The organism is Pseudomonas sp. B28(2017), assembly GCF_002113025.1.
Lineage (GTDB): Bacteria > Pseudomonadota > Gammaproteobacteria > Pseudomonadales > Pseudomonadaceae > Aquipseudomonas.
In genome coordinates this window covers 1-25780 of record NZ_NEJH01000013.1, presented here as the reverse complement: position 1 = coordinate 25780, position 25780 = coordinate 1, and the positions used below count along the sequence as shown (strand labels likewise).

24 protein-coding genes are annotated in these 25780 nt (G+C 61.6%); 10 read left to right on the top strand and 14 right to left on the bottom strand.

Annotated elements, in window-relative coordinates; genetic code table 11:
- Nucleotide 1 precedes the first annotated feature (1 nt).
- Entirely contained in the window at nucleotides 2-136 is a 135-nt protein-coding gene (locus CAF65_RS28905) for a hypothetical protein (RefSeq protein WP_256578717.1), read from the top strand.
- A gap of 53 nt (nucleotides 137-189) precedes the next feature.
- Here the strand turns inward: CAF65_RS28905 and CAF65_RS24150 are convergent, their stop codons facing one another.
- Nucleotides 190-1098 carry a LysR substrate-binding domain-containing protein gene (locus tag CAF65_RS24150; RefSeq protein ID WP_085718527.1) on the bottom strand — a complete coding sequence of 303 codons (909 nt, stop codon included), beginning with the start codon at nucleotides 1096-1098 and terminating at the stop codon, nucleotides 190-192.
- A gap of 104 nt (nucleotides 1099-1202) precedes the next feature.
- Between CAF65_RS24150 and CAF65_RS24145 the strand changes: the two genes are divergently transcribed.
- From CAF65_RS24145 to CAF65_RS24125, 5 genes are all read left to right on the top strand, one after another.
- Nucleotides 1203-2069, top strand: coding sequence for a pirin family protein (locus tag CAF65_RS24145; RefSeq protein WP_085718526.1), 867 nt, complete (start codon nucleotides 1203-1205; stop codon nucleotides 2067-2069).
- Nucleotides 2070-2161: 92 nt separating this feature from the next.
- Nucleotides 2162-2845 carry an isochorismatase family protein gene (locus tag CAF65_RS24140; RefSeq protein ID WP_085718525.1) on the top strand — a complete coding sequence of 228 codons (684 nt, stop codon included), beginning with the start codon at nucleotides 2162-2164 and terminating at the stop codon, nucleotides 2843-2845.
- Nucleotides 2846-2902: 57 nt separating this feature from the next.
- Nucleotides 2903-3529, top strand: coding sequence for an isochorismate family cysteine hydrolase YcaC (gene ycaC / locus CAF65_RS24135; protein ID WP_085718524.1), 627 nt, complete (start codon nucleotides 2903-2905; stop codon nucleotides 3527-3529).
- 220 nt (nucleotides 3530-3749) lie between these two features.
- A complete protein-coding gene (locus tag CAF65_RS24130; protein WP_085718523.1) occupies nucleotides 3750-5192 on the top strand; it encodes a mechanosensitive ion channel family protein in 1443 nt (480 codons plus the stop codon).
- 154 nt (nucleotides 5193-5346) lie between these two features.
- Complete coding sequence (locus CAF65_RS24125; protein ID WP_085718522.1) at nucleotides 5347-5787, top strand: carboxymuconolactone decarboxylase family protein; 441 nt, start codon at nucleotides 5347-5349, stop codon at nucleotides 5785-5787.
- Nucleotides 5788-5799: 12 nt separating this feature from the next.
- On the opposite strand, the gene CAF65_RS24120 is transcribed toward CAF65_RS24125, so the two are convergent.
- On the bottom strand, nucleotides 5800-7392 hold the full coding sequence (locus CAF65_RS24120; RefSeq protein ID WP_085718521.1) for a DHA2 family efflux MFS transporter permease subunit: 1593 nt from the start codon (nucleotides 7390-7392) through the stop codon (nucleotides 5800-5802).
- Nucleotides 7389-8510, bottom strand: a complete 1122-nt coding sequence (locus tag CAF65_RS24115; RefSeq protein ID WP_085718520.1) for an HlyD family secretion protein — start codon at nucleotides 8508-8510, stop codon at nucleotides 7389-7391. Before CAF65_RS24115 ends, CAF65_RS24120 begins: the two co-directional genes overlap by 4 nt.
- Before the next feature lie 282 nt (nucleotides 8511-8792).
- Between CAF65_RS24115 and CAF65_RS24110 the strand changes: the two genes are divergently transcribed.
- Nucleotides 8793-9521 (top strand): class II aldolase and adducin N-terminal domain-containing protein, encoded by a 729-nt coding sequence (locus CAF65_RS24110; RefSeq protein WP_085718519.1) that lies wholly within the window; start codon nucleotides 8793-8795, stop codon nucleotides 9519-9521.
- A gap of 1 nt (nucleotide 9522) precedes the next feature.
- On the opposite strand, the gene CAF65_RS24105 is transcribed toward CAF65_RS24110, so the two are convergent.
- From CAF65_RS24105 to CAF65_RS24085, 5 genes are all read right to left on the bottom strand, one after another.
- Nucleotides 9523-10587, bottom strand: coding sequence for a GlxA family transcriptional regulator (locus CAF65_RS24105; protein WP_085718518.1), 1065 nt, complete (start codon nucleotides 10585-10587; stop codon nucleotides 9523-9525).
- A 9-nt stretch (nucleotides 10588-10596) separates the two neighbouring features.
- Nucleotides 10597-12258: a choline dehydrogenase gene (locus CAF65_RS24100; protein ID WP_085718517.1), complete on the bottom strand. Its 1662-nt coding sequence runs from the start codon at nucleotides 12256-12258 to the stop codon at nucleotides 10597-10599.
- Nucleotides 12259-12415: 157 nt separating this feature from the next.
- Nucleotides 12416-13585: an aromatic ring-hydroxylating dioxygenase subunit alpha gene (locus CAF65_RS24095; protein ID WP_085718516.1), complete on the bottom strand. Its 1170-nt coding sequence runs from the start codon at nucleotides 13583-13585 to the stop codon at nucleotides 12416-12418.
- A 336-nt stretch (nucleotides 13586-13921) separates the two neighbouring features.
- On the bottom strand, nucleotides 13922-15103 hold the full coding sequence (locus CAF65_RS24090; RefSeq protein WP_085718515.1) for an acetyl-CoA C-acyltransferase family protein: 1182 nt from the start codon (nucleotides 15101-15103) through the stop codon (nucleotides 13922-13924).
- Nucleotides 15100-15882 (bottom strand): enoyl-CoA hydratase, encoded by a 783-nt coding sequence (locus tag CAF65_RS24085; protein WP_085718514.1) that lies wholly within the window; start codon nucleotides 15880-15882, stop codon nucleotides 15100-15102. Before CAF65_RS24085 ends, CAF65_RS24090 begins: the two co-directional genes overlap by 4 nt.
- Before the next feature lie 217 nt (nucleotides 15883-16099).
- Between CAF65_RS24085 and CAF65_RS24080 the strand changes: the two genes are divergently transcribed.
- Genes CAF65_RS24080 through CAF65_RS24070 form a run of 3 tightly spaced genes read left to right on the top strand, consistent with a single transcriptional unit; the run spans nucleotide 16100 to nucleotide 19569 of the window.
- Nucleotides 16100-17206, top strand: coding sequence for a polyamine ABC transporter substrate-binding protein (locus CAF65_RS24080; protein ID WP_085718513.1), 1107 nt, complete (start codon nucleotides 16100-16102; stop codon nucleotides 17204-17206).
- A gap of 39 nt (nucleotides 17207-17245) precedes the next feature.
- The gene (locus CAF65_RS24075) at nucleotides 17246-18664 is read left to right on the top strand and encodes an aminotransferase (protein WP_085718512.1); all 1419 of its coding nucleotides are present in this window, start codon (nucleotides 17246-17248) and stop codon (nucleotides 18662-18664) included.
- Entirely contained in the window at nucleotides 18661-19569 is a 909-nt protein-coding gene (locus tag CAF65_RS24070; RefSeq protein WP_085718511.1) for a helix-turn-helix transcriptional regulator, read from the top strand. The genes CAF65_RS24075 and CAF65_RS24070 overlap by 4 nt, the downstream gene beginning before the upstream one ends.
- Nucleotides 19570-19730: 161 nt before the next feature.
- Here the strand turns inward: CAF65_RS24070 and paaZ are convergent, their stop codons facing one another.
- The 6 genes from paaZ to paaA all read right to left on the bottom strand — a co-directional run bounded on the left by paaZ (nucleotide 19731) and on the right by paaA (nucleotide 25644).
- Nucleotides 19731-21785 carry a phenylacetic acid degradation bifunctional protein PaaZ gene (gene paaZ, locus CAF65_RS24065; RefSeq protein WP_085718510.1) on the bottom strand — a complete coding sequence of 685 codons (2055 nt, stop codon included), beginning with the start codon at nucleotides 21783-21785 and terminating at the stop codon, nucleotides 19731-19733.
- A 158-nt stretch (nucleotides 21786-21943) separates the two neighbouring features.
- The gene (gene paaE / locus CAF65_RS24060; RefSeq protein WP_085718509.1) at nucleotides 21944-23020 is read right to left on the bottom strand and encodes a 1,2-phenylacetyl-CoA epoxidase subunit PaaE; all 1077 of its coding nucleotides are present in this window, start codon (nucleotides 23018-23020) and stop codon (nucleotides 21944-21946) included.
- A gap of 34 nt (nucleotides 23021-23054) precedes the next feature.
- Nucleotides 23055-23588, bottom strand: coding sequence for a 1,2-phenylacetyl-CoA epoxidase subunit PaaD (paaD, locus tag CAF65_RS24055; protein ID WP_085718508.1), 534 nt, complete (start codon nucleotides 23586-23588; stop codon nucleotides 23055-23057).
- On the bottom strand, nucleotides 23575-24336 hold the full coding sequence (gene paaC / locus CAF65_RS24050; RefSeq protein WP_085718507.1) for a 1,2-phenylacetyl-CoA epoxidase subunit PaaC: 762 nt from the start codon (nucleotides 24334-24336) through the stop codon (nucleotides 23575-23577). Before paaC ends, paaD begins: the two co-directional genes overlap by 14 nt.
- Nucleotides 24337-24344: 8 nt before the next feature.
- Nucleotides 24345-24626: a 1,2-phenylacetyl-CoA epoxidase subunit PaaB gene (gene paaB / locus CAF65_RS24045; protein WP_007943393.1), complete on the bottom strand. Its 282-nt coding sequence runs from the start codon at nucleotides 24624-24626 to the stop codon at nucleotides 24345-24347.
- A 28-nt stretch (nucleotides 24627-24654) separates the two neighbouring features.
- Nucleotides 24655-25644 carry a 1,2-phenylacetyl-CoA epoxidase subunit PaaA gene (gene paaA / locus CAF65_RS24040; protein WP_085718506.1) on the bottom strand — a complete coding sequence of 330 codons (990 nt, stop codon included), beginning with the start codon at nucleotides 25642-25644 and terminating at the stop codon, nucleotides 24655-24657.
- Nucleotides 25645-25780: the final 136 nt, after the last annotated feature.

Here is a 25780-nt window from a genome sequence, read left to right as displayed (position 1 = left end):
GATGACTCCAGAGGTTGCAGTGGGAATGGGCGGCAGTATCCGCGCCTGCATCCGTGAGAAAAACCGCTGGAACGGCAAAGCAATGTTTACCGGAAATCATGAATCACCGGCAGTCTGGTTTGGTGATGGTGTCTGATCCACCGCCTTCGCGAGCAGGCAGTGACTCGGTCTAAAGCCTTGCCCCGGCCCCTAAGCAATATCACTGCGGCTGAATTCTTCCCCGAGGAAGTCGATCAACGTGCGCACCGATGGCAGCAACCCCCGACGTGAGGGGAAGATCGCATGGATGACACCGCTTTTCGGTGCCCAGCCCGGTACCAGCTCCACCAGTTGACCGGCGGCAATTTCGTCACGCACTACCACGCTGGGCAGGTGCACGATGCCGATCCCGGCGAGCGCCGCATGGCGCAAGGCCAACAGATCGTCGGTGACCATTCTCGGTGCATGACGAATCATCGCCGTGCTGCCGTCGGCGGCGAACAGTTCCCACTGATATTCGCGCTGCGCCGCGCCCCAGTGCAGGCTCGGCAAGCCACTGAGGTCGGCCGGGGAGGCCGGTGTCGACAGACGCGATAAAAAGGCCGGACTGCCGACCACGCTCTGGGTGCTGTTGCCCAGTACCTTCATCACCATGTCGGTGTTTTCCAGCGGCGGAAAGCGTACCCGCAACGCAATGTCGAAGCCTTCGTGAATCAGGTCGACCCGGCGATTGGTGCTCTCGATGAACAATTCCACCAATGGATACTTGAGCATATAGCGAGTCAGCATCGGCCCGACCCAGGAGTTGAGCAACGCCGTCGGGCAACTGACACGCACCAGGCCCTGAGGCTCGGAGCGATTGCGCTCGATCAGTTCGGCGGCGCTTTCCGCCTCCACCCGCATGGCCAGACAACGCTGGTAGTAGGCCTGGCCGATTTCCGTCAAAGAGCAATGCCGGCTGGTGCGGTGCAGCAGGCGCACACCCAGTCGGTCTTCGAGTTCGGCAATGCGTCGGCTGAGCTTGGACTTGGGCATGTCCAGTGCCCGGCCCGCCGCCGCGAAACCGTGATGTTCCACCACCTGGGTGAAGTAGTAGAGGGTGTTGAGGTCTTCCACCATCGTTCTCCAAATAGAACGCTAAGGCTGATTTTTGCAGTCTAGCGCAGCAAAGGTCACGCTTTTAAGCTTTCTCCATGGCTTCACTCACCTCACCAGGAGACACCATGAAAAACATCATCGGTATCTACACCAGTCCACGGACCCATTGGGTTGGCGACGGTTTTCCGGTTCGCACGCTGTTTTCCTACGACAACCTGGGCAAACACATCAGCCCGTTCCTGTTGCTGGATCACGCTGGCCCCGCTGAATTCACCCCGACCACCGAACGGCGTGGCGTTGGTCAGCATCCTCATCGTGGTTTCGAAACCGTGACTATCGTTTACAAAGGCGAACTGGAGCATCGGGACTCCACCGGTAGTGGCGGCAAGATCGGCCCCGGTGACGTGCAATGGATGACCGCTGCCTCGGGCATCCTGCATGAAGAGTTCCACTCCGAAGGATTCGCCAGGAGCGGTGGCACCCTGGAGATGGTGCAACTGTGGGTGAACCTGCCGGCCAGGGACAAGATGGCCGACCCCGGCTACCAGACGATCCTCGACCGCGACATCCCGAGCATCGCCTTGCAGGGCAACGCCGGCAGCCTGCGCCTGATCGCCGGTGAGTTCGCCGGCCGCCAGGGCCCGGCGCGCACCTTCACCCCGGTCGACGTGTGGGACATTCGTTTGAATGCTGGCAAGTTGCTCACCCTGGATCTGCATGAAGGGCGCAACACCGCACTGGTGGTTTTGCGTGGCACGGTTCAGGTCAATGGCCTGGAGTCGGTGCGCCAGGGGCAGTTGGCCCTGTTCGATCGCAAGGGCGATCAACTGACCCTTGAGGCTAGCGAAGACGCGGTGGTGCTGTTGCTCAGCGGCGAGCCGATCGATGAACCGATCGTCGGTCACGGGCCGTTCGTGATGAACACCGAGCAGGAAATCCACCAGGCCTTCGCCGACTTCCAGTCCGGTCGCTTCGGCCGGATGCACGCTTAACCCGTTCCGTTTCAACAACCCGCTCTACACAGGATGCGTAGGTCGGTCCGAGGCCAGGGATGGCTGTTGCCTGAAAGAAAGAGGAATTGCCTATGAATACAGTCAATGCTGCCAACTTCGATGGCAAGAAACCCACCATTGACCCCAACGACGCCGCGATGTTGTTGATCGACCACCAGAGCGGACTGTTCCAGATCGTCAAGGACATGGACGTGCCACAACTGCGCGCCAACGCCATCGCCCTGGCCAAGGCTGCAACGTTGCTGAAAATGCCGGTGATCACCACTGCCTCGGTTCCGCAAGGGCCGAACGGGCCGCTGATTCCGGAAATCCACCAGGCCGCGCCTCATGCGCAATACGTGGCACGCAAAGGTGAAATCAACGCCTGGGACAACCCGGAGTTTCACGCGGCGGTCGAGGCCACCGGCAAGAAAACCCTGGTGATCGCCGGCACCTTGACCAGCGTGTGCCTGGCGTTCCCGTCCATCGCCGCCGTGCATGAAGGCTACAAGGTGTTCGCAGTAGTCGACGCCTCCGGCAATCACTCGAAACTGGCCACTGATCTGACCGTTGCCCGTTTGGCCCAGGCCGGGGTGGTACCGATCGACATCATGGCTACGCTCTCTGAGCTGCAAGGCTCGTGGAACCGCCCGGATGCCGAGCAGTGGGCCGCTGTCTACGCCCAGGCCATGCCGCATTATCAATTGCTGATCGAGAGTTACCTCAAGGCCCAGCAAGTGGCGAACGAACACGAAGTGCTGGACTCCCGGCGCTGACCGGTTACCCCCACGCCGATTTTCACTCGGCATCGATAACACGCGAGGACTACTGCAATGACCACTTCCTACAAGCGTCTCGACAAAGACAACGCCGCCGTGCTGCTGGTGGATCATCAGACCGGCCTGCTGTCATTGGTACGCGACATCGATCCGGATCGTTTCAAGAACAACGTGCTGGCCCTGGCCGACCTGGCCAAATACTTCAAGCTGCCAACCATCCTCACCACCAGTTTCGAGACCGGTCCCAACGGTCCGCTGGTGCCCGAGCTCAAGGCCCAGTTCCCGAACGCGCCGTACATCGCCCGTCCTGGCCAGATCAATGCCTGGGACAACGAAGATTTCGTCAAGGCGATCAAGGCCACCGGCAAGAAGCAGTTGATCATCGCCGGTGTGGTGACCGAGGTGTGCGTGGCGTTCCCGGCCCTCTCGGCGTTGGCTGAAGGCTTTGACGTGTTCGTGGTCACCGATGCATCCGGGACTTTCAACGAACTGACCCGTGAATCGGCGTGGAGCCGTATGACCGCTCAGGGCGCGCAATTGATGACCTGGTTCGGCCTGGCCTGTGAACTGCACCGCGACTGGCGCAACGATATCGAAGGATTGGGCACACTGTTCTCCAACCATATTCCGGATTACCGAAACCTGATGACCAGCTACAGCACGCTGACCAACAGCAAGTAATCCAGCCAACATGCTTTCCCCTGCGGGAGCGAGCTTGCTCGCGATGACGGACTGACAGCCACTACATCAGTGCCTGTTGTATCGCCATCGCGAGCAAGCTCGCTCCCACGGGTTTTTTGGGGTGTCCAGCCAGACGCGCTCGTCCAGCGAAATCAATTGCTCCTACACTATGGCCAATCCATGCGATCTTCGCGTTATTGGCCCTGGCTGGAGTTGCTTGATGCTGTCATTGCTTACTGAACATCCACTGATCTGCGCAATGGCGCTGATCCTGATCGATCTTGGGTTGTGGTACCTGCTCAGTGCACTGGGCAGTGCCTGGAGACTGTTGGTGCGGGTGGTGATTTTTTCGTTGTTCAGCCTCCTGCTGTTCAACGAAGGCCTGAACCCGATGGAGCCGCCGCCCTGGGCCGACAACGTACCCTTGCACCTGGCGGCCACCGGTTTGCAGATCGGCTGGTGGCTGTTCGGCGCGCGGACCCTGACCGTGCTGATCGGCGCGGTGATGATGCAACGGGTCGGGCATACGGGGCGATTGCTCCAGGATTTGCTCGGCGCGGTGATTTTCCTGATCGCGGTCATTGCCGCCCTGGCCTATGTACTCGATCTGCCGGTCAAGGGCGTACTGGCGACATCCGGTGCGTTGGCGATCATTGTCGGTCTGGCGTTGCAAAGTACCCTCAGTGACGTGTTTTCCGGGATCGTCCTGAACACCACCAAACCCTACCAACTGGATGACTACATCTCCATCGACGGCATGGAGGGCAAGGTAACCGACATCGACTGGCGCGCCACACGCCTGCAAACCTCCCAGGGCTGCATGGCAGTGATTCCCAACTCGTTGGCGGCCAAGGCCAAGATCATCAATTTCAGCAGGCCGAGCGATATGTTCGGCATTTCCGTCTCGCTGGAAGTGAGTCCCCACGCGAGGCCGAACACGGTGATCGATGCTTTGGAGCGGGCCATTCAAGGTTGTCGTGCGTTGCTCGATACACCGTCGCCAAGTGTCGGCCTGAAAACCACCAGCAACACCGGGGCGGTCTACGAAATCAGCGGCTTTGTCGCGTCGATGGACGAGAAACGTTCAGTGCGCAACCAGCTGTACGACCTGGCCTATCGGCACTTGCAGGCATCCGGGGTCAATTTGTTGTCGAGCGTGGAGCCCAGCCCGCCGATCAACTCGACACGCAAACGGGCGTTGCTGGATAGCTCGCCGATTTTCTCCACCCTGCGCCAGGAAGAGAAAGACACGTTCAGCCAGAACATGACCTTGCAAACCTTTCGCGCCGGGGAGGTGATCCTGGAGGCGGGGGAGGTCAGCGATCACTTGTTCATTATCGAATCCGGCGTGATCTCGGTGACCTTGATGCGTCACGGAGCGCCATATGAATCCGGACGCATGGGGCCGGGGGAGGTGTTCGGCGAGGCGGGTATTCTCACCGACAGTGCGCTGCCTGCGCAGTTTACCGCCAAGACTTTCTGTGGCCTCTACCGCATCGAAAAGTCATACCTCAAGCCGTGCCTGGATGCCCGTCACGACATCAACGATTCAATGAAAGCCTTGCTCGATTACCGCCTGCAAAAAGCGAAAACCCTGACTCAGGACCTGCCGGTGGTGGTGGAGAAAAAGGGCTTCCTGCGATGGTTGCGCAATCGGGTGTGAATGGCCGCTGCGCGGATCGCGAGCAGTTCTCGGATAGCCCTTTCTTTCAAGGAGGCACCGCCAGTGGCCTCCTCGACTTCTGAAATATTGGCTATTTGTGTAAACCAGCCTCGGGACTAACGTAGTCACACACTCACTTGCCCTGGAGCACGCCATGAAAACCCGTATCGATTTCTACACCGCTTCGCCTGACGCCCTCAAAGCGATGATCGCGTTGGAAACAGCGGTATCGAAACTGCCGCTGGAAAAAAACCTGATCGAACTGGTCAAGCTGCGTGCCTCGCAAATCAACGGCTGCGCCTTCTGTCTGGACATGCACAGCGCCGATGCACGCAAGGGCGGTGAGTCCGAGCGTCGTCTGGCCACACTGTCGGCCTGGCGCGAAACGCCGTTCTTCACCGAACGTGAACGCGCCGCCCTGGCCTGGACCGAATCCCTGACCCTGATCAGCCAGACCCATGCCCCGGACGAGGACTATGAGCTGGCCAGCGCTCAGTTCGATGCCAGGGAATTGGTCGACCTGACCGTCGCCATCACCACCATCAATGCCTGGAATCGCCTGGCTATCGGCTTTCGCAAAATGCCTCAGGCCTGACCCGCACAGGCATCAATGCGCATCGGCACTCGGCGCGGCCGGTGGTTGCACCTTGCGCATCAAGGGTACCATCGCCGTGGCGATGATGAAGCAGACCATGATCATCAAAAACGCGTCGCCGTAGGTTTGTGTCTGGGCTTCGCGATAGGTCAATAACCATAGCTGATGCAGGCTGGCGGTGGCCCCGGCGTCACCGCTCTGGCCGAGGGCGGCGAAGTTGTTGCCGACCTGGGACAGCCATTGGTTGAGCGCCTCGTTGGTGCTGTTGAGGTTCTCCGCCAACCGGGTGAAATGCAGGTTGGTGCGGTCATTGAGAATGGTCGCGCACGCCGCGATGCCGATAGCCCCGCCCAGGTTGCGCATCAGATTGAACAACCCCGACGCATGTTTGAGCCTTGCCGGCGCCAGGCCGCCAAGGGTCAGCGTCACGGTGGGCGGCACCGCCAATTGCTGGGCAATCCCGCGCAAGGCTTGCGGCAGCATCAATTCCCTGGCCCCCCAGTCATGGGTGATCGGGCTGAAATCCCACATCGACAAGGCGAACAGCCCAAGGCCGGTCATCATGATCCAGCGCAGGTCAATGCGGTTGGCCAGAAAGGCATACAGCGGAATCGCCATGATCTGGAACACCCCGGTGGAGAAAACCGCCAGACCAATGTCCAGCGCACCGTAGCCCCGCACCCGGCCGAGAAACAGTGGCGTCAGGTAAATGGTGGCGAACAGGCCGATACCGGTGACGAACGAGAAGAAGCAGCCAAGGGCAAAGTTGCGATCTTTCAAGGCGCGCAGATCGACAATCGGATTGGCCACATGCAAGGTCCGGCCGATGAACGCCAGCCCGGCGATGCCGCTGATCCATGCGGTGGTCAGGATCGTGCGGTCGCTGAACCAGTTCCAGCGCGGTCCTTCTTCGAGGGTGTATTCCAGGCAGCCGAGGAACAGCGCCAGAAACACCATGCTCAGATAATCCGCGCCCTTGAGCAGCGACAGTTCCGGCTGGTCGATTTTCACCAGCATCGGCACGGCCACGGCGACAAAGATGCCGGGGACCAGGTTGATGTAGAACAGCCAGTGCCAGGACGAGATGTCGGTGATCCAGCCGCCGATCACCGGTCCCAGGGTCGGTGCCAGGGACGCCACCGCGCCGATGGTCGCGGCGGCGATGACCCGTTGTTTGCCGCTGAAGAACACGAAGGCCGTGGTGAACACCATCGGGATCATCGAACCGCCCAGAAAGCCTTGCAGGGCGCGGAAAACGATCATGCTCTGGATGTTCCAGGCCACGCCGCACAACAGGCTGGTCAGGGTAAAGCCCACTGCCGACGCACAAAACAGCCAGCGCGTGGAAAACACCCGGGAGAGCCAGCCCGACAGCGGGATCACGATGATTTCGGCGATTAGGTAACTGGTCTGTACCCACGCGGTTTCATCGGTGCCGGCGGAGAGCCCGCCGCCGATGTCACGCAACGAAGCCGAGACAATCTGGATATCCAGTAGCGCAATGAACATGCCGATGCACATGCTGGCAAAGGCGAAGACCTTGGTCGCCGTGGCCATGCTCGCGGCATTGAACGGTTGCGCCGGGGCGGCGAGGGCGCGGCTCATGGCGCGCTGGCCACGACTGGCGCTTCAGGCTCCTTGCGCGTGTCGACTTCGGCGGTGACGGACAGGCCTGGACGCAGGTGGCCGAGCATGCTGTCCGCCGGATCGAGGTGGATGCGCACCGGCACCCGCTGCACGATCTTGGTGAAATTGCCGGTGGCGTTTTCCGGTGGCAACACGCTGAATTGCGAACCGCTGGCGGGGGCGAGGCTGTCCAGATGACCATGAAATTCCTGCCCGGCAAGCACGTCGGCATGAATCACCACCCGTTGCCCCGGCACCATGCGCGCCAGTTGGTCTTCCTTGAAGTTGGCATCGACCCACAGACCGCTGGTCGGCACCACCGAGAGCAATTGCGAGCCGGCCTGGGCATAGGCGCCGACCCGGGCCCGACGATTGCCGATCACACCGTCAACCGGTGCCTTCAGTTCGGTGTAGCCGACATTCAATTGCGCCAGATCGCGCTCGGCCTTGGCCTGGATCAGGGCGGCCCGGGCCTGTTGTTTCTGGGTGTCGATCACATTCAACTGACGTTGCGCGGCCAGCAATTCAGCCTGGGCACGGTTGCTTTGGGCCTGGGCCGTCTTGAACGTGGTGTTGGCGCGCTGGGCGCTTTCCACCGAGACGGCGTTGGTGATCACCAGTTTTTTGTAGCGGGCATCGTCATCGCGCGAACGGGCGGCTTCGGCACCGGCGGCGTCGATGCCAGCGCGGGCCTGGCCGATGACGGCCTGTTGCAGTTGTTCGGTGGCGTCAAGGTTGGCCAGCAAGGCTTCCTGGGCGGCCACTGCACCTTCGGCCTTGGCCAGGTTGGCACGGTAGTCACGCGAGTCGAGGCGGATCAGCACATCGCCCGCCTTGACCTTCTGGTTGTCGGTCACCAGCACTTCGTCGATATAACCCGCCACTTTCGGCCCAATCACCGTTACGTCGCCACCAATATAGGCGTCATCGGTTTCTTCGATAAAACGCCCGGCGCTCCACCAATGCGCGCCATACACGCCAGCCAGCACCAGCGCTGCGATTCCCATGGTGGGCAACAGCAGGCGTTTGAACAGGGGAGGTTTGGCGGCAGTCACCGGGGCAGCCAGGTCGGGTTCAACGGTGGGCATGCTGGTCATGGAGGATTACCTGTTGAAGCGAGGTCATTTATGATGGCTGTAATATGACGTATATAATATTTTGTGGCAAATGGTTTTTGCTGCCGGTCGTCAGCTGGTTTGTTCCGAGAAGATGAGTTTCTGTGTGCGCTGGAGAAGCCTTGTGGGAGCGAGCAGGCCTGCTCACACAAGGGATTCCTGACGAGCTGGCCGATAGCGGCAATCCATGCCGTTTCCCGTCAAGTGCGCGCAAGGCGTCGCTCTACACTGCCAGCAACCGATCAACATCCGGGGGAGCACGGGATGAATCAACCTGTCGAGCAACTGCGTATCCGCCTGGCCTGTGCGTTCCGCTGGGCGGCGCGGCTGAACCTGCACGAGTCCATCGCCAATCACTTCAGCGTCGCGGTGTCGGGGGACGGCCGGGAGTTCCTGATCAACCCTTACGGCAAGCACTTCTCGCGGATCAAGGCCAGCGACTTGCTGCTGGTCAACGCCGATGAGCCCGCCAGCCTCGATCGCCCGGACGCACCGGACATCACCGCATGGGCCTTGCACAGTGCCTTGCACCGCAATCAGCCCCACGCCCGCTGCATCCTCCATACCCACTCGAAATACGCGACGGCCCTGGCCTGTCTGGCGGATTCGCGCTTGCCGCCGATCGAGCAGAACTGCATGCGTTTTTTCGAGCGTGTGGCGATCGACGAAGGCTTCGACGGCATGGGCCTGGGAGAAGAGGCGGAGCGCGTCAGCCACCTGCTGGGGGATAAGCCGATTCTGCTGATGGGCAATCACGGCCTGCTGGTGGCGGCACCGAGCATCGCCCAGGCGTTCGATGATCTGTACTACTTCGAACGCGCCTGCGAGACCTACATCACTGCACTTTCCACCGGCCGCGAGCTGCGCATCGCCAGTGATGAAATCGCGTGCAAGACCCGTCGGCAATGGCTCGACTATCCGGACTTTGCCGACAAGCATTTCAATGCGCTGATGGGGATTCTCGACGAAGAAGAACCGGCTTATCGCCTGTGAGTCAGTCCGCCTCGACCGGCCGATGCTCCTTGCGCAGCGGCTGGCGCATCACCGGGGCGGTCCACACCTGGCTGCGGTCTTCGCTGGGCGGACAGCCGAAGCGGGCGCGATAGGTACGGGAAAAGTGCTCCAGCGAACCGAAGCCCGAGCAGGCTGCCACCTGGGCAACGCTCAGGCGCGTCTGTTGCAGCAGACTGTGGGCCTTGGCCAGGCGCAGGGTGATGTAGTACTTGAGTGGCGACAGGCCGGTCTGATGCTTGAATTGCCGCTCCAGTTGCCGCCGTGAAAGGCCGACCTGAGCGGCAATCGCTTCGCAATCCAGCGGTTCTTCCAGGGCTTGCTCCATCAAGCCGATGGCACGGCGGATCTTGTTGCCGTACAGCCCGGTGTTGGTCAGGCCGCCTTCCAGTTGATTGTCGGCCGGTGCGCGCACTTGGCCCATCAACAGGTGCATGCCGATTTCCCGGGCCAATTCGCTGTCCAGGCTCTGGCCGATCCAGCCCAGCAGCATGTCCAGGGTCGTGGTGGCGCCGGCGCAGGTCATGCGCTGGCGTTCCAGGGTATAGAGCTGCGGCCTGGCGTGGACCCGTGGATAACTTTCCTGAAAACCCTGCAGGTTGTCCCAGTGCACGGCGGCTTCGTAACCGTCGAGCACGCCGGCGGCGGCGAGCAGTTCGGTACCGGTTTCCACGCCCATCAGCACGGCGCCGAACAACGCCTGCTTGCGCAACCAGCTTTTGAGCGCGAGGTTGCGGCTGTGTTTGTGCACATCGAAACTGGCGAGCACCACGCACACATCGAAACCCTGATCGGTCTTCAAGCCGTCATTGGCGACCGTGGTCAAGCCATTGCTGGCTTGCACCGGTTCACCGTCCATGGACAGCAGCGTCCACTCGAACACAGTGCGCTGAGTCAGCCAGTTGGCGATGGCCAGCGGTTCCAGCACGGCCGCCAGACCGAAGTTGGAAAACGACGGCAACAACAGCACCGCGACACGCAACGGCGCGACGTCGCCGCGCCGCCAGGTGAAAGGTGCATCGGTGCTGTTGGACGACTGACTGCTCATGGGTGATCTCTATCGTTGCTGCGTTTGCCATTGTGGGTGAATCCACACCGGGGCATCGATGGCCGGCAGAGGTGGCAGGCCGCGAATCAGGTCGCTGGCCTTTTCCGCGATCATCACCGTCGGCGCATTGGTGTTGCCGCTGACGATCACCGGCATGATCGAGGCGTCCACTACCCGTAATCCATCGAGGCCATGCACCCGCAGTTGCGGATCGACCACAGCTTCGGCATCGCCCGCCAGCCCCATCTTGCAAGTGCCGCTGGCATGGTAGCCGGTTTCCGTGACCTGCCTGGCCCAGGCGTCCAGCGCTTCATCACTTTGCGCTTGCGGGCCAGGCACCAGCTCTTCACCACGATAAGCGGCCATGGCCGGTTGCGCGATGATCTCGCGCACCAGCCGTGCGCCGGCGCGCATGTCGGCTCGATCCTGCTCGGTTTTCAGGTAATTGAACAGGATGCGCGGCGGCTGCCTGGGGTCGGCGCTGTTGAGCGTGACGCTGCCCAGGCTGGTGGGGCGCATCAGGTCGATGTGGATCTGGAACGCGTGGCCTGGCACCAGGTCGACACTGCCGGGTTTGACCGCCAGGGGCATGAAAGTCAGTTGCAGGTCGGGAAACTCGACCCCGGCCCGGGAGCGGATGAACGCCCCGGCCTCGAAATGGTTGCTCGCCGCCAGCCCGTCTTGGGTGGCAAACCAGCGTGCGCCGATCCACCATTTGCCCGGCGCGGTGGTCCACGGGTAAAGCGACACGGGCTGCCTGCACAGGTATTGCACCACCGTGTCCGGGTGATCGTTGAGGCGCCGGCCAACGCCGGGCAGGTCGTGCCTGACCTCGATCCCCAGGTCCCGCAGTTCCGCCGCCGGGCCGATACCGGACAGCAGCAGTAATTGCGCTGAGTTGATGGCCCCGGCGCTCAGCAACACTTCACGCCGGGCGAAGGCCTGGTGGACCTCGCCGTTGTGCTCGTACTCAATGCCGGCGGCGCGTTTGCCGTCGAACAGAATGCGCAGCGCCAGCGCGTCAGTACGCACCTGAACGTTGCCCCGGGCCAGCGCTTCACGCAGATAACCGCGGGAGGTACTCCAGCGCCGCCCGGCGCGGGTGGTGCGATCCACCGGGCCGAAGGCTTCCTGGCGATAACCGTTCAAATCGTCGCTCAGGCCATATCCGGCCTGCGCGCCGGCCGCCAGAAACGCCGCGCACAACGGCGTCGTCGTATCGCCGGGAGTGACGTGCAGATGACCCGTCGCCCCACGGTAATCGTCCGCACCATCGGCATGGGTTTGGGCGCGTTTGAAATATGGCAGTACATCCTGATAACCCCAGCCGTCGCAGCCTTGTTCGGCCCAGCCGTCGTAGTCCCGGGCATGGCCACGGATGTAGACCATGCCATTGATCGACGACGAGCCGCCCAACGTGCGGCCTCGCGGCGTGCCGATCCGACGGCCGTCCAGAAAGGGTTCCGGCTCGGAACTGTAGCTCCAGTTGTAGCGCGTGCCGCCGACCACCAGTCCCACGGCGGACGGCATGTCGATGGTCCAGCTCCGGTCCGCCGGCCCGGCCTCCAGCAGCAGAATCCGCACCGCCGGGTCTTCGCCCAAGCGGTTGGCCAACACGCAGCCGGCTGATCCTGCGCCGACGATCAGGTAATCAAACGCATGGTTGGGCATGGTTCGGGGTGCTCCATAGATGAAAGGACACAACACCTCACCTGCAGGAGCGAAGCTTGCTCGCGAAAAACGTGAAGGCAACGCAGGTATTCAAACAGCCTGCGTCATCGTTGACGTCCATCGCGAGCAAGCTCGCTCCTACAGGGATCGGGGTGGTTCAGATCGCGGAACCACCATGAATCCCGTTAAACACCAATCGGTGAAAGTGATGCACCAGGTGCTCGCTTTCATTGCTGCGCTGGGCATCGATCATGTAGCGCCCCTGGTCGTAACCGAGCGAGCGCAGGCCTTTCTGCACCGAGATGTTCAGTGCGATGTCCTCCGGCCCCAGGTCCTCGTTCATCCACTTCATGCACGATGTACTGACCTGTGCGGTCTCGGCATTGCTGGAGTAGTAACCGAAGCGCAGCAGCGAGCGTTCGGCGTCCAGCGGGATCATGATGAACGAGCCCAGGAACTCTGAGAACGGAAAGGTATAGAAGGTGTTGTTCGGCCACATGCCGATATTGAAGAAGCATTCGTCCGGGTTCAGGTCCTTGCGCAGGGGCACGCCGTAGGCTTCGGTTACCGACAGGTTGGCCGGGGCGATGTAGGTCCACCAGTTGTCGCGTTTGCTCAACTGATAGCCCTTGAAGTCGATCAATTTCGCCAGGTCGATATGGCATGGCCCGGACAGCTTGAAGTGATAACCCTCGATGGAGTTGTCCATGATCACCTTCCAGTTGGCCGGCACGATCACGTCCTGTTCCTCGATCAGGCGCATGTTGGCCAGGTCCGGAAACACCCGGCGCATTTCCTCGTCGGCGCCGGGGAACAAGTCCCGCAGGGACGGCGCGGTCGGGTCGAGATTGAAATAGATGAAGCCGCCCATTTCTTCGGTGCGAATCTGCGGGATGTTGAACTGCTGCAATTCGAAGTTCTTCATCTTCTCGCAACGGGGTGCGCTGCGCAGGCTGCCGTCCATTTCGTAGCACCACGAGTGATAGGCGCAACGCACCACGCCGCCGGTGGTGCCGCGCCGTTCTTCGAGCAAGCGATTGCCGCGATGCTGGCAAACATTGTGGAAAGCATGGATCTGGCCCTGGCGGTTTTTTGCCACCACCACGCTCTGGTCGAACAGATCCGTGACCACGTACTGACCCGGTTCGGCAAATTCACTGACGTGTCCGGCCACGTGCCAGGCATGCATGAAAATGTTGTCGCGCTCGGCCTTGAACAGGGTTTCGTCATAGAAGTAACGCGAGGGCAGGGTGAAGGCTTCTTCCGGGTCCTGGTGGTCCCAGCCGTCGATCGGGCTCTGCTGTTTGCGGTTGTGGAAACTGTGCATGGGGCGATCTCCTCAGTGACTGGCCGCGCGGAACGGCTGCGTGTTCTGGGAGCTAATCTAGGGGGCAGAGAGACGGGTGGATTGATGGAAAGCGACCAGTTGGCGAGAAAAAACATCAAGCAGGTTCGCGGCCCTGGTGGGGGGATTGTTGTGAGGTGGGATGTTTATTGGGTTGTGTACATATCCGTTTCTGCGGTAACGCCTGCTGATGGTTTCGCCCTGACGGCGGGTCACTTTGGGGCTTTTCCAAAGTGACCCGCCGTCAGGGCGGAACCATAAGCCGCCGTAACCTCGGCAATGGATATGCACGCGGTCAAAGCACCATGAAAGGCCCTATCAAACCCGCTCAAAAATCGCCGCAATCCCCTGGCCACCACCGATGCACATGGTCACCAGCGCGTAACGACCGCCAGTGCGGTGCAGTTCGTGGATGGCCTTGGTGGCGATGATTGCGCCGGTTGCGCCCACCGGGTGGCCCAGGGCGATGCCGGAGCCGTTCGGGTTGACCTTGGCCGGGTCGAGGTCCAGTTCCTGGCTGACGGCGCAGGCCTGGGCGGCGAAGGCGATGTTGGCTTCGATCACGTCCAGGTCGGCGATGGTCAGGCCGGCGCGCTTGAGCGCCAGGCGCGTGGCCGGAATCGGGCCCAGGCCCATGAATTCCGGTTCGACGCCGGCGTGGGCGTAGCTGACCAGGCGGGCAAGTGGTTTCAGGTTATTGGTCTGAACCGCGTTGCCGGTGGCCATGACCAGTGCGGCGGCGCCGTCGTTCAGGCCCGAGGCGTTGCCGGCGGTGACCGAGCCGTCCTTCTTGAACGCCGGCTTCATTGCCGCCAGCTGTTCCAGGGACGTGGCGCGCGGATGCTCGTCGACGCTGAACAGTTTGGTGCCCTTGCGATCCTGGATTTCCACGGTTGCGATCTGCTCGCTGAAGTAGCCGTTGGCAATCGCATGGGCGGCGCGTTTCTGGTCTTCCAGGGCCAGGGCGTCCTGCATTTCGCGGGTGATGCCATTGCGCTCAGCGACGTTCTCGGCGGTGATGCCCATGTGGATGCCATGGAACGGGTCATGCAGGATCCCGAGCATGTAGTCGATGACCTGGGCGTTGCCCATGCGCGAACCCCAACGGGCCGAAGGCATCAGGTATGGACCGCGGCTCATGGATTCGGCACCGGCACCCACGACGATGTCGGCATCGCCCAGCAGCAGTGTCTGCGCAGCGTTGATGATGGCTTGCAGGCCCGAACCGCACAGGCGGTTGACGTTATAGGCCGGGGTTTCCTTCGGGATGCCGGCGTTCATCGCCGCGACGCGGGAGATGTAGGCGTCGCGGGTTTCGGTCGGGATCACGTTGCCCATCACCAGATGGCCAACGAGCGCCGGGTCGACGGCGGCCCGTTGCAGGGCCGTTTTCACGGCCGTGGTCGCCAGGTCGGCCAGTGGCACGTCCTTGAGCGAACCGCCGAAGGTACCGATGGCGGTACGGGCGGCGCTGACGACGTAGATTTCCGGAGTGTTCATGGCTGGTTTCCTTTCAGTGGATTCTTATCTGTACTGCGATTGAGCAGGGCGTTCAAGGCGGTTTTCGCCTCGTCGGTGTTCAGGCGCTGAATGAACAGTGTGTTTTCTTCGCGCAGGGTGGCTTCCAGTTCGGCCAGGGAAGCCTGTTTCATCAGTTGTCGCGATTGGCGCAAGGCTTGCTGGGGCATGGCCAGAAAGCGCCGGGCGATTGTGGTGGCCGCCGCCAGGCATTGTTCGCCGTCATCGAAGGCTTCGTTGGCCAGGCCCCAGGCCACCGCTTCGTTGCCGTCAAAACCGTTGCCCAGCAGGAGTAGGCTCGCGGCGCGGGCATGGCCGAGCCGGCGTGGCAGCAACAGGCTGGCGCCAAATTCGGGGCACAGGCCGATGTTGACGAACGGCATGCGCAACCTGGCGTTGCGGGTAACCAGCACCTGATCGCAATGCAACAGCAACGTGGTGCCGATGCCGATGGCGGCCCCACAGACTGCCGCGATCAGCGGCTTTTGCAGGCGCGTGACGACTTTCATCAGACGGAACGCCGGGGCGTCCAGATGCGTCGGCGGATGCTGGAGGAAATCCACCAGGTCGTTGCCGCTGGTAAAGCAGGCCGGGCCGCCGGTGAGGATGATCACACCGGTCTGCGCGTCTTCGTCCGCGGCCAGCAACAGGTCGGCCAGTTGCGTGTACATGGCGTTATTCAGCGCGTTGAGCTTGTCCGGGCGGTCGATGGTCAGCGTCAACACGCCGTCGCGTTGCTCGTGTTTGATCAGGTGGGGCATCGCAGGCTCCGCAGGGTCGGTTCAGGCCGCCACTTTAAGCGCCGGACAAACCCCGGATCTATGGCAAAACGGGTCAACTGCGCTGCCGCTTTTTGCCATGCCGGTGAGCCAAAAACGACACACACACCCATTCGGGGTATGGTTCCGCCCGGCGAATCCACCAATAGTGAGGGCATCCGCTCATCCAGAGCCGAACTCGCTATAAGGTGCATTTGCTATGGGCAAGACGCTGCTTAAGGTGATTTCCAGTCTGTTTGTTGTACCGCTGACATTGAATGCCTACGCCGCTCAAGTGGACGACAGCAATACGCTGCGGTTGTACAACTGGGCGGATTACATCGGTGAAAAAACCGTGGCCGACTTCGAAAAGGCCACTGGCATCAAAGTCATTTATGACACCTTCGATGCCTACGAAACGGTGCAGGCCAAATTGCTCACCGGCCACTCCGGTTATGACCTGATCGTGTTGAACGCGTCCCTCGCACCACCGCTGATCAAGGCCAGGGTGTTCCAGCCGCTGGATAAAAAGCTGCTGCCGGGCTGGAACAATCTCGACCCGAAAGTCTTGCAGGACCTGCAGGGGTACGATCCCGGCACCCAGTTCTCCGCGCCCTACACCTGGGGCAGTAACGGCGTCACCTACAACGTAGACAAGATCAAGGAACGCATGCCGGACGCGCCGATCGGCTCGTTGGCGATGATCTTCGATCCGAAAATCGTCTCGCGCTTCGCCGATTGCGGCGTGACCCTGCTCGACGCCCCGACCGAAGTCATCCCCATGGCCTTGAAGTACCTGGGACGCGATCCACGCAGCGCCGCACCGGAGGACCTGAAAGCTGCGCAGGATTTGCTGCTGTCGGTGCGGCCGTACATCCGCAAGTTCGACTCGGTCAATTACCTGACCAGCCTGCCCAACGGCGACGTGTGCATGGCCATGACCTGGTCCGGCGATTACGCCACGGCCATGGCCCGAGCGGCAGAAGCGAGGAAGAAGATCGACCTGGCGTACTTCATCCCCAAGGAAGGCTCGCTGATCTGGTTCGACAACATGTACATCCCGGCGGACGCCCCCCATGTCGCCAATGCCCACAGGTTTCTCGAATACCTGATGCAGCCGCAGGTCATGGCGGATGTGAGCGATTTCATCAATTACGCCAACAGTAACGCCGCGGCGACGCCTTTGTTGAGCGCCGACGTGCGCAACAACCCGGCCATCTACCCCGATGCGCAGACCCGCGAGCGTTTGTTCCCGCAGAAGACCCAGGACGCCAAGGACATGCGGGCCATCACCCGGGTCTGGAGCACCGTGAAAAGCGGCATCTGATTTGTTCGATCGTTAGTCAATTCGGTTAGAGGTTTATTTATGGCGACTCCAACACGCACCGTACTTTCGCCGGCGGATGAGTCCAGACTGGTCAAGGCCGACAAAGCCCATCACATGCACGGCTACCACATGTTCGACGAACATGCCGAACAAGGTTCGTTGAACATCGTTGCTGGCGACGGGGCCTACATCTACGACACCCAGGGCAACCGCTTTCTCGATGCGGTGGGCGGCATGTGGTGCACCAACATCGGCCTGGGGCGCGAGGAAATGGCCGAGGCCATCGCCGACCAGGTGCGCCAGTTGGCCTATTCGAACCCGTTTTCCGACATGTCGAACAACGTCGCCATCCAGCTATGCGAAAAACTCGCCAGCCTGGCCCCGGGCGATCTTGACCATGTGTTCCTGACCACTGGCGGCTCCACCGCCGTGGACACCGCGTACCGGCTGATCCAGTACTACCAGAACTGCCGTGGCAAACCCGAGAAGAAGCACGTCATCGCCCGGTTCAACGCCTATCACGGCTCCACCACCCTGACCATGTCGATCGGCAACAAGGCCGCCGACCGCGTGCCGGAGTTCGATTACGCCAACCCGCTGATCCACCACGTCTCCAACCCGAACCCGTACCGCGCGCCCGACGGCATGGACGAGACGCAGTTCCTCGAGTTCCTGGTCAAGGAGTTCGAAGACAAGATCCTGTCGGTTGGCGCGGACAAGGTCGCCGGATTTTTCGCCGAGCCGATCATGGGCTCGGGCGGGGTGATTATTCCGCCCCAGGGCTATCTCAGGCGCATGTGGGACGTCTGCCAGCGCCACGACATCCTGTTCGTCGCCGACGAAGTGGTGACCTCGTTCGGGCGCCTGGGCAAGTTTTTCGCCTCCCATGATGTGTTTGACGTGCTGCCTGACATCATCACCACCGCCAAGGGCCTGACCTCGGCCTACCTGCCGCTGGGCGCGTGTATCTTTTCCGAGCGCATCTGGAAAGTCATCGCCGAGCCGGGCAAGGGCCGCTGTTTCACCCACGGCTTCACCTACAGCGGCCACCCGGTGTGCTGCACGGCGGCGCTGAAGAACATCGAAATCATCGAGCGGGAAAACCTGCTGGCCCATGTCGACACGGTGGGGGCGTATCTGGAAGAGCGCCTGGCAACCCTGCGGGACTTGCCACTGGTGGGCGATGTGCGCTGCCAGAAACTCATGGCCTGCGTGGAATTCGTCGCCGATAAACGCACCAAGGCGCTGTTCCCTGACGAGATCAACATCGGCGAGAAAATCCACTCGCGGGCCCAGGCCCGGGGACTGCTGGTGCGGCCGATCATGCACCTCAACGTGATGTCGCCGCCGTTGATCCTGACGTTTGCCCAAGTCGATGAAATCGTCGAGACCCTGCGGGTGTGCATCCTGGAAGTGGCGGCCGAGCTTGAGCAGAGCGGCCAGTATTTCGGCCAATGACTTCATCCGTCAGGCTTTTACCAAGGCCCTGTTCACCCGCTAGACTGCGGGGCATGAGCAAACCAGACGACGATACGCTGATCGCAATGCCCTTCGGGGCATTGCACAAATGGCATGGGGGAATGTGCGAGGCATTCGCCCATATCGATGAGCCTGACGCCTTGCAATACCTGGCGTCAGCGTTGGCGCAGCTGGTGTCCGTCGAGTCGATGATGATCAGCCTGGAGCGCAAGGACCGCGCGCCACAGTTGCTGCATCAGCGCGGGATTGCGCAGGAGTATCAGGTCTCGATCCTGGAACGCTATTTTTCCGGCGGTTATCTGCTCGACCCGTTTTGCCTGGCGGTGGAGCAGGGATTGGCGCAAGGGTTCTATCATCTGGAGGAAATCGCGCCGGACAACTTCTTCGACAGCGACTACTACAAGACCTATTACCTGAATGCAGGCTGTTCGGAAGACAGCTACTACATCGTCGATACCGGCAATGACACGAAGATTTCGGTCAGCCTTTTTCAAGGTTTTGGCGGTGAATGCCTGTGCGCCGAACAGCTGAACCTGCTGCGCGCCGTCGAACCGCTGGTGCGTGAATTCATCAGCGAATTCAGTCAACGCGGAATGCTGCGCAGCCGCCAGATCCAGTGCGATAAAGACCAGGGCATGCGCGATGATCTCAAGCACCGGGTGCAATCGGCCTTCGAGCATTTCGGCAGCGACTTGCTCACCGAGCGCGAGCGGGAAGTGGCGCACATGGTCCTGCGCGGGCATTCGGTGAAATCCACGGCAAGCCAGATGAGCATCTCACCGGAAACCGTGCGCATGCACCGCAAGAACCTGTACTTGAAACTGGAAGTGGGTTCGCAGTCGGAGTTGTTTGCGCTGTTTATCGAGTGGTTGCGCAAGCATTAAGTATTTCAGTCAACACAAACCACTGTGGGAGCGAGCCTGCTCGCGAAAGCAGTGTGTCAGCCAACACTCATGTCGACTGACATTCCCTCTTCGCGAGCAGGCTCGCCCCCACATTTGATTTGTAGTTGACCACAAGATCTGTGGTCAACCAGAAGCCCTGATCAATCCTCGCGTTTCACCACCAAGGTGAGAATGTCATAGCTTGCCACCAGTTCACCCAACTGGTTGGTCACTTCCACATCCCACGCCACCACCCCTTGCGGGATGCCTTGCGGGCTCTTCTTGCCCTGGTCGATCTTGCGCTTGCAGGTCAGACGCGCCTGGATGGTGTCGCCGATGCCCACCGGGTTGATGAAACGCAGGGTGTCGAGGCCGTAGTTGGCCAGCACCGGGCCGGGCGCCGGCGATACAAACAGACCGGCCGCTGCCGACAGCACGAAGTAACCGTGGGCGATGCGCTTGCCGAATTGCGACTCTTTGGCCGCGATCTCGTCGAAGTGCATGTAGAAGTGGTCGCCCGACAGGCAACCGAAGTTCACCAGGTCGGCTTCGGTGACGGTGCGGCGGTGGGTCAGCAACGACTCGCCGACCTGCAGGTCCTGGAAGTGGCGACGGAACGGATGAACCTCGGTTTCGATGACCTTGGCGCCACGCACGTACTCGCCGGTGACTGCTGTCAGCATGGTCGGCGAGCCTTGTACCGCGGCACGTTGCAGGTAGTGTTTCACCGCACGCAAACCACCGAGCTCTTCACCACCACCGGCACGACCCGGACCGCCGTGCTTGAGTTGTGGCAGCGGCGAGCCGTGGCCGGTGGATTCGCCGGCGCAGTTGCGGTCCAGCACCAACAGACGACCGTGCAATGCAGCGGCCACCGGAATGGCTTTGGCAGCAATTTGTGGATCCTTGGTCACCAGGCTGGCCACCAGGCTGCCTTTGCCGCGAGCGGCGAGGGCCAATGCTTCGTCGAGATCGTCGTAGGCCATCAAGGTGCTGACAGGGCCGAACGCTTCGATGTCGTGTGCACCACCTTCAGCGTGCGGGTCGCGAGCCTGCAATAGGGTCGGGGCGAAGAATGCGCCCTGGCTGACATTTTCGCCACGCGGTTCGAAACCGTCACGGGCACCGAACAGCATGTCGCTGCTCTGCAGCAGGCTTTCCAGACGCTCGGCCACGTCTTTCTGCTGATCGTGGGACGCCAGCGCACCCATGCGCACGCCTTCCACCGACGGGTCGCCGACCACTACTTTGGCCAAGCGATCGCGCAGGCGCGTGGCCACCGCATCGATGTGTTTGGCCGGCACGATGGCGCGGCGGATGGCGGTGCATTTCTGCCCGGCCTTGGTGGTCATTTCCCGGGCGACTTCCTTGATGAACAGCTCGAATTCTTCGTCGTCCGGGGTCACATCCGGGGCGAGGATCGCGCAGTTCAGCGAGTCGGCTTCGGCGGTGAACGGCACCGAGTTGCGGATCAGGTTCGGGTTGACCCGCAGCTTGGCCGCGGTGTTGGCGGAACCGGTGAAGGTCACCACGTCCTGGCCTTGCAGGCGGTCGAGCAGGTCGCCGGTGCCGCCGATGATCAGTTGCAGGCTGCCCGCTGGCAACAGGCCGGATTCGTCCATCAGGCGCACCACGGCTTCGGTCAGGTAGCTGGTGGCGCTGGCCGGTTTGACGATGCACGGCATGCCGGCTAGGAAACTCGGGGCGAACTTTTCCAGCATGCCCCAGATCGGGAAGTTGAAGGCGTTGATGTGCACCGCCACGCCACCGCGCGGCACCAGGATATGGGTGCCGGCGAAGCTGCCGAGTTTGCTCAACTGCAGCGCCGGGCCTTCGTGGACGACGTTGCCCGACGGCAGTTCCCGCGAGCCGAGGCTGGCGTAGGTGAACAGCGTGCTGTTGCCGCCTTCGATGTCGATCCAGCTGTCGGCACGGGTCGCGCCGCTGTGGTGGGAAATCGCGTAGAGCTGTTCCTTGCGCTCGCTCAGGTACAGGGCCAGGGCCTTGAGACGCTGTGCGCGTTGCTGGAAGTCCAGGGCCATCAGGCCGCTGACGCCTTGGCGGCGACCGTGTTCGATGGCCTCGGCGAAGTCCGGGCGCTCTTCGTGGGTGTATGCAATATCGTGTCCGTCGATAGCGCTGCGCAGGATTTGCGCGCCTTGTTGGCCGATCCAGCGACCGGCGATGAAGCTTTGCAGGGTAGGGGCGTGGGACATGGTATTGACTCTCGAATCAAAAGGATTGAGGGCGCCGCCGAACAACTGTGGGAGCGAGCTTGCTCGCGATGAGGGACTGACAGCCAACTTCTAGGCTGGCTGACCCAACGTTATCGCGAGCAAGCTCGCTCCCACAGGGATTGCGGCGTTCAGAAATTTCAGAGCTGGTCGAAATCCAGCACCACCTTGTCGCTGATCGGGAAGGCCTGGCACGACAGCACGTAGCCGGCGGCCACTTCGTAGTCTTCCAGGGCGTGGTTGCTGTCCATTTCCACTTCGCCTTCGATGACCTTGCACTTGCAGGTCGAGCACACGCCGGCCTTGCACGAGTAGGGCAGCTCCGCACCTTGCTCGTTACCCGCATCGAGGATGCTCTGGCTGTTGCGCGGCAGGTCGAAGGCCAGGGCACGGCCGTCGCTGATCACGGTGATCTGGCTGACCGCCGCATCGACCTGGCGGGCGGCTTCGCGGGCGGCGCGCTTTTGCTCGCTGCCGGCGGCGGCGAACAGTTCGAAATGGATGCGCTCGGGTTGCATGCCCTTGGCCTTGAGGCTGTCGCGCACGGTTTCGGTCATTTCCTGCGGCCCGCAGATGAACGCGGCGTCGAGGGCCTTGACGTCGAGCCAGCGGCTGAACAGCTGCTCGCATTTCTCGGCGTTGATCCGGCCGTTGTACAGGTCGACATCCTGCTGCTCGCGGCTGAACACGAAGATCAGGTTCAGGCGCTGCAGGTAGCGGTTCTTCAAATCTTCAAGCTGTTCGCGGAACAGTGCACCGGAACTGGAACGGTTGCCATACAGCAGGGTGACGCGGCTGTGGGGCTCGGTTTCCAGGGTGGTCTTGATGATCGACAGGATCGGCGTAATGCCGCTGCCCGCCGCCACAGCGAGGTAGTTGCCATGGCGCGCCGGATCGAGTTCGACGCTGAAATGCCCGGCGGGCGGCATGACTTCCAGGCTGTACCCGGCCTTCAGTTGTTCGTTGGCAAACGCGGAGAAACGACCGCCGGCCACACGCTTGATCGCCACGCGCAGTTCACCGTCGTTGACCCCGGTGCAGATCGAGTACGAGCGGCGTACTTCTTCGCCGTCCAGTTGCGTGCGCATCACCAGGTGCTGGCCCTGGGTGAAGTGGAAGCTGTCTTGCAGGTCCTGCGGAATCTCGAAGGCGATGGACACCGCGTCACGGGTCTCGGCGCGCACGTCCTTGATGGTCAGGCTGTGAAATTTGCTCATTGTTGTTCTCCAGCTGGGACGGCCGATTCGCCGCTCAGATGCACTTGAAATAGTCGAACGGTTCCCGGCAATCGACGCAGCGGTACAGGGCCTTGCAGGCGGTGGAACCGAACTCGCTGAGCACCTCGGTGTGGGCGCTGCCGCATTGCGGGCAGACGATCACCGGGCTCTCACCGAGCAGGCTGCGTTTGCTGGTGCTGCCCTCGGGCGGTGCGATGCCGTAGGCACGCAGGCGTTCGCGGCCGCTGTCGCTGATCCAGTCGGTGGTCCAGGCCGGGGTCAACTTGCGCTCCAATTGCGGCGCCTTGAATCCGGCGAGTTCCAGCGCTTCGCGGATATCGCTCTCGATCACTTCGGTGGCGGGGCAGCCGGAGTAGGTCGGGGTGACCACCACGTGCAAGTGACCTGCCTGCCAGTCCAGGTCGCGGACGATGCCCAGGTCGACCACGCTGACCACCGGCACTTCCGGGTCCATGACCTCTGCCAGGATTGCCCACGCAGCAGCCAGGTCGGTCGGTTGAGCCGCCCGGGCGCCGCGGTCGCTGGCGATCAGCTCACCAGGTTGCATCGGGGTACGCTCGTGGCAGGAACTGCATTTCGGCCAGCAGGATGCCCAGGTGTTCGGTGTGCAGACCCTTGCGCGCATTCAGGTAGAAATAGCTCGGTGCGGCGGGCACGGGCAGGGTGGCGCTGGTGAAGATCTGCTCGACTTTGGCTTGCCACTGCGCGGCGACGCTGGCGATGTCCGGAGTGATGCCGGCTGCGCACAGGCGCTGTTCGCTGTCATCGGCGGCGATCAGTTCCACGGTGAAACGCCAGACCTCGGGAATGGCCGCGAGCATGCGCTTGTGGCTTTCCTCGGTGCCGTCGCCCAGACGCTCGACCCACTCGCCGGAGCGGCGCAGGTGATAGGTGACTTCCTTCACCGCTTTGGCGGCGATCCCGGCGATGCGCTCATCGCTGGACTGGCTCAGGCCCTGCAACACCGGCAGGTGCCAGGCGTCATACAGGAACTGCTTGAGGATGGTCACCGCGTAATCGCCGTTGGGCTGTTCCACCAGCAGCAGATTGCGATAGGCACGTTCGTCGCGGCGGAACGCCAGGTGATCGGCATCGCGGCCGTCGTCCAGCAGTTCGGCGGCGTACTCCAGCCAGTTGCGCGCCTGGCCCACCAGGTCGAGGCCGACGTTCATCAACGCCAGTTCCTCTTCCAGTGCCGGTGCCTTGCCGCACCACTGGCACAGGCGCTGGCCCTGGATCAGGGCGCTGTCGCCGAGGCGCAGCAGGTATTCGATCAGATCGGTCTTGTTGTTCATGGTCGACCTCACATGTGCCCGACTTCGGCCGGCAGCTCGTAGAAGCTGGCGTGGCGGTAAACCTTGTCGTCCGACGGGTCGAACAGCGGGTCTTTCTCATCCGGCGACGAAGCGGTGATCAATGCCGAAGGCACCACCCACAGGCTCACGCCTTCGCTGCGACGGGTATAGAGCTCGCGCGCGTTCTCGATGGCCATGGTGGTGTCGGCGGCATGCACGCTGCCGACGTGCTTGTGGTTGAGGCCGTGCTTGCTGCGCACGAAGACTTCGAAGAGGGTCCACTCGGACATTTCAGTTACTCCACATCAGGTGGCCGGATCAGGCGGCGTTCTTGTTTTGTTTTTTGCGGGCGTGGGCGACGGCGGCTTCACGAACCCAGGCACCGTCTTCAATCGCCTTGCGGCGAGTGGCGACACGTTCCTGGTTGCAGGGGCCGTTGCCCTTGAGCACTTCGTAGAATTCGTTCCACTGGATTTCGCCGAAGTCGTAGTGACCGCGCTCGGCGTTCCACTTCAGGTCCGGGTCGGGGCAGGTGCAGCCCAGCAACTCCAGTTGCGGGATGGTCTGGTCGATGAAGCGCTGGCGCAGCTCGTCGTTGCTCTGGCGCTTGATCTTCCAGGCCATGGACTGGGCGCTGTTCGGCGAGTGTTCGTCGCTCGGGCCGAACATCATCAGCGACGGCCACCACAGGCGGTTGATCGCGTCCTGGACCATGTCTTTTTGCGCCTGGGTACCGTGACGCATCATGGTCAGGAGGATTTCGTAGCCCTGGCGCTGGTGGAAGCTCTCTTCCTTGCAGATGCGGATCATCGCCCGCGAATACGGGCCGTAGGAGGTGCGCTGCAGCACCACCTGGTTGACGATCGCCGCGCCATCCACCAGCCAGCCCACCGCCCCCATGTCGGCCCAGTTCAGCGTCGGGTAATTGAAGATGCTCGAGTACTTGGCCTTGCCGCTGTGCAACTTGGCGATCTCTTCATCGCGGTCGGCGCCTAGGGTTTCCATGGCGCTGTACAGGTACAGGCCGTGGCCGGCTTCGTCCTGGATCTTGGCCATCAGTTGCAGTTTGCGTTTGAGCGACGGCGCGCGGGTGACCCAGTTGCCTTCGGGCAGCATGCCGACGATTTCGGAGTGTGCGTGCTGGGAAATCTGCCGGATCAGGGTCTGGCGGTAGGCATCTGGCATCCAGTTCTTGGCTTCGATCTTGATTTCTGAATCGATTTTTTCCTGGAAGGCGCGTTCCTCTTCGGACATTTCCGACAGGTCTTTTATGCGCTTGACGCCTGTTTCTACTAGCTGTGCGTACATTTCGGTCTCCGGCCTCTTTTTTGTTCAGGGGCATTTCGAGGGCATGGAGAACTTTATAAGCGATACAGAAATTAATATCAAACACAAAATGACGTGTCGTATTTGTTTTTTGTATCGCTTTGGGGTGGGTGGGGGG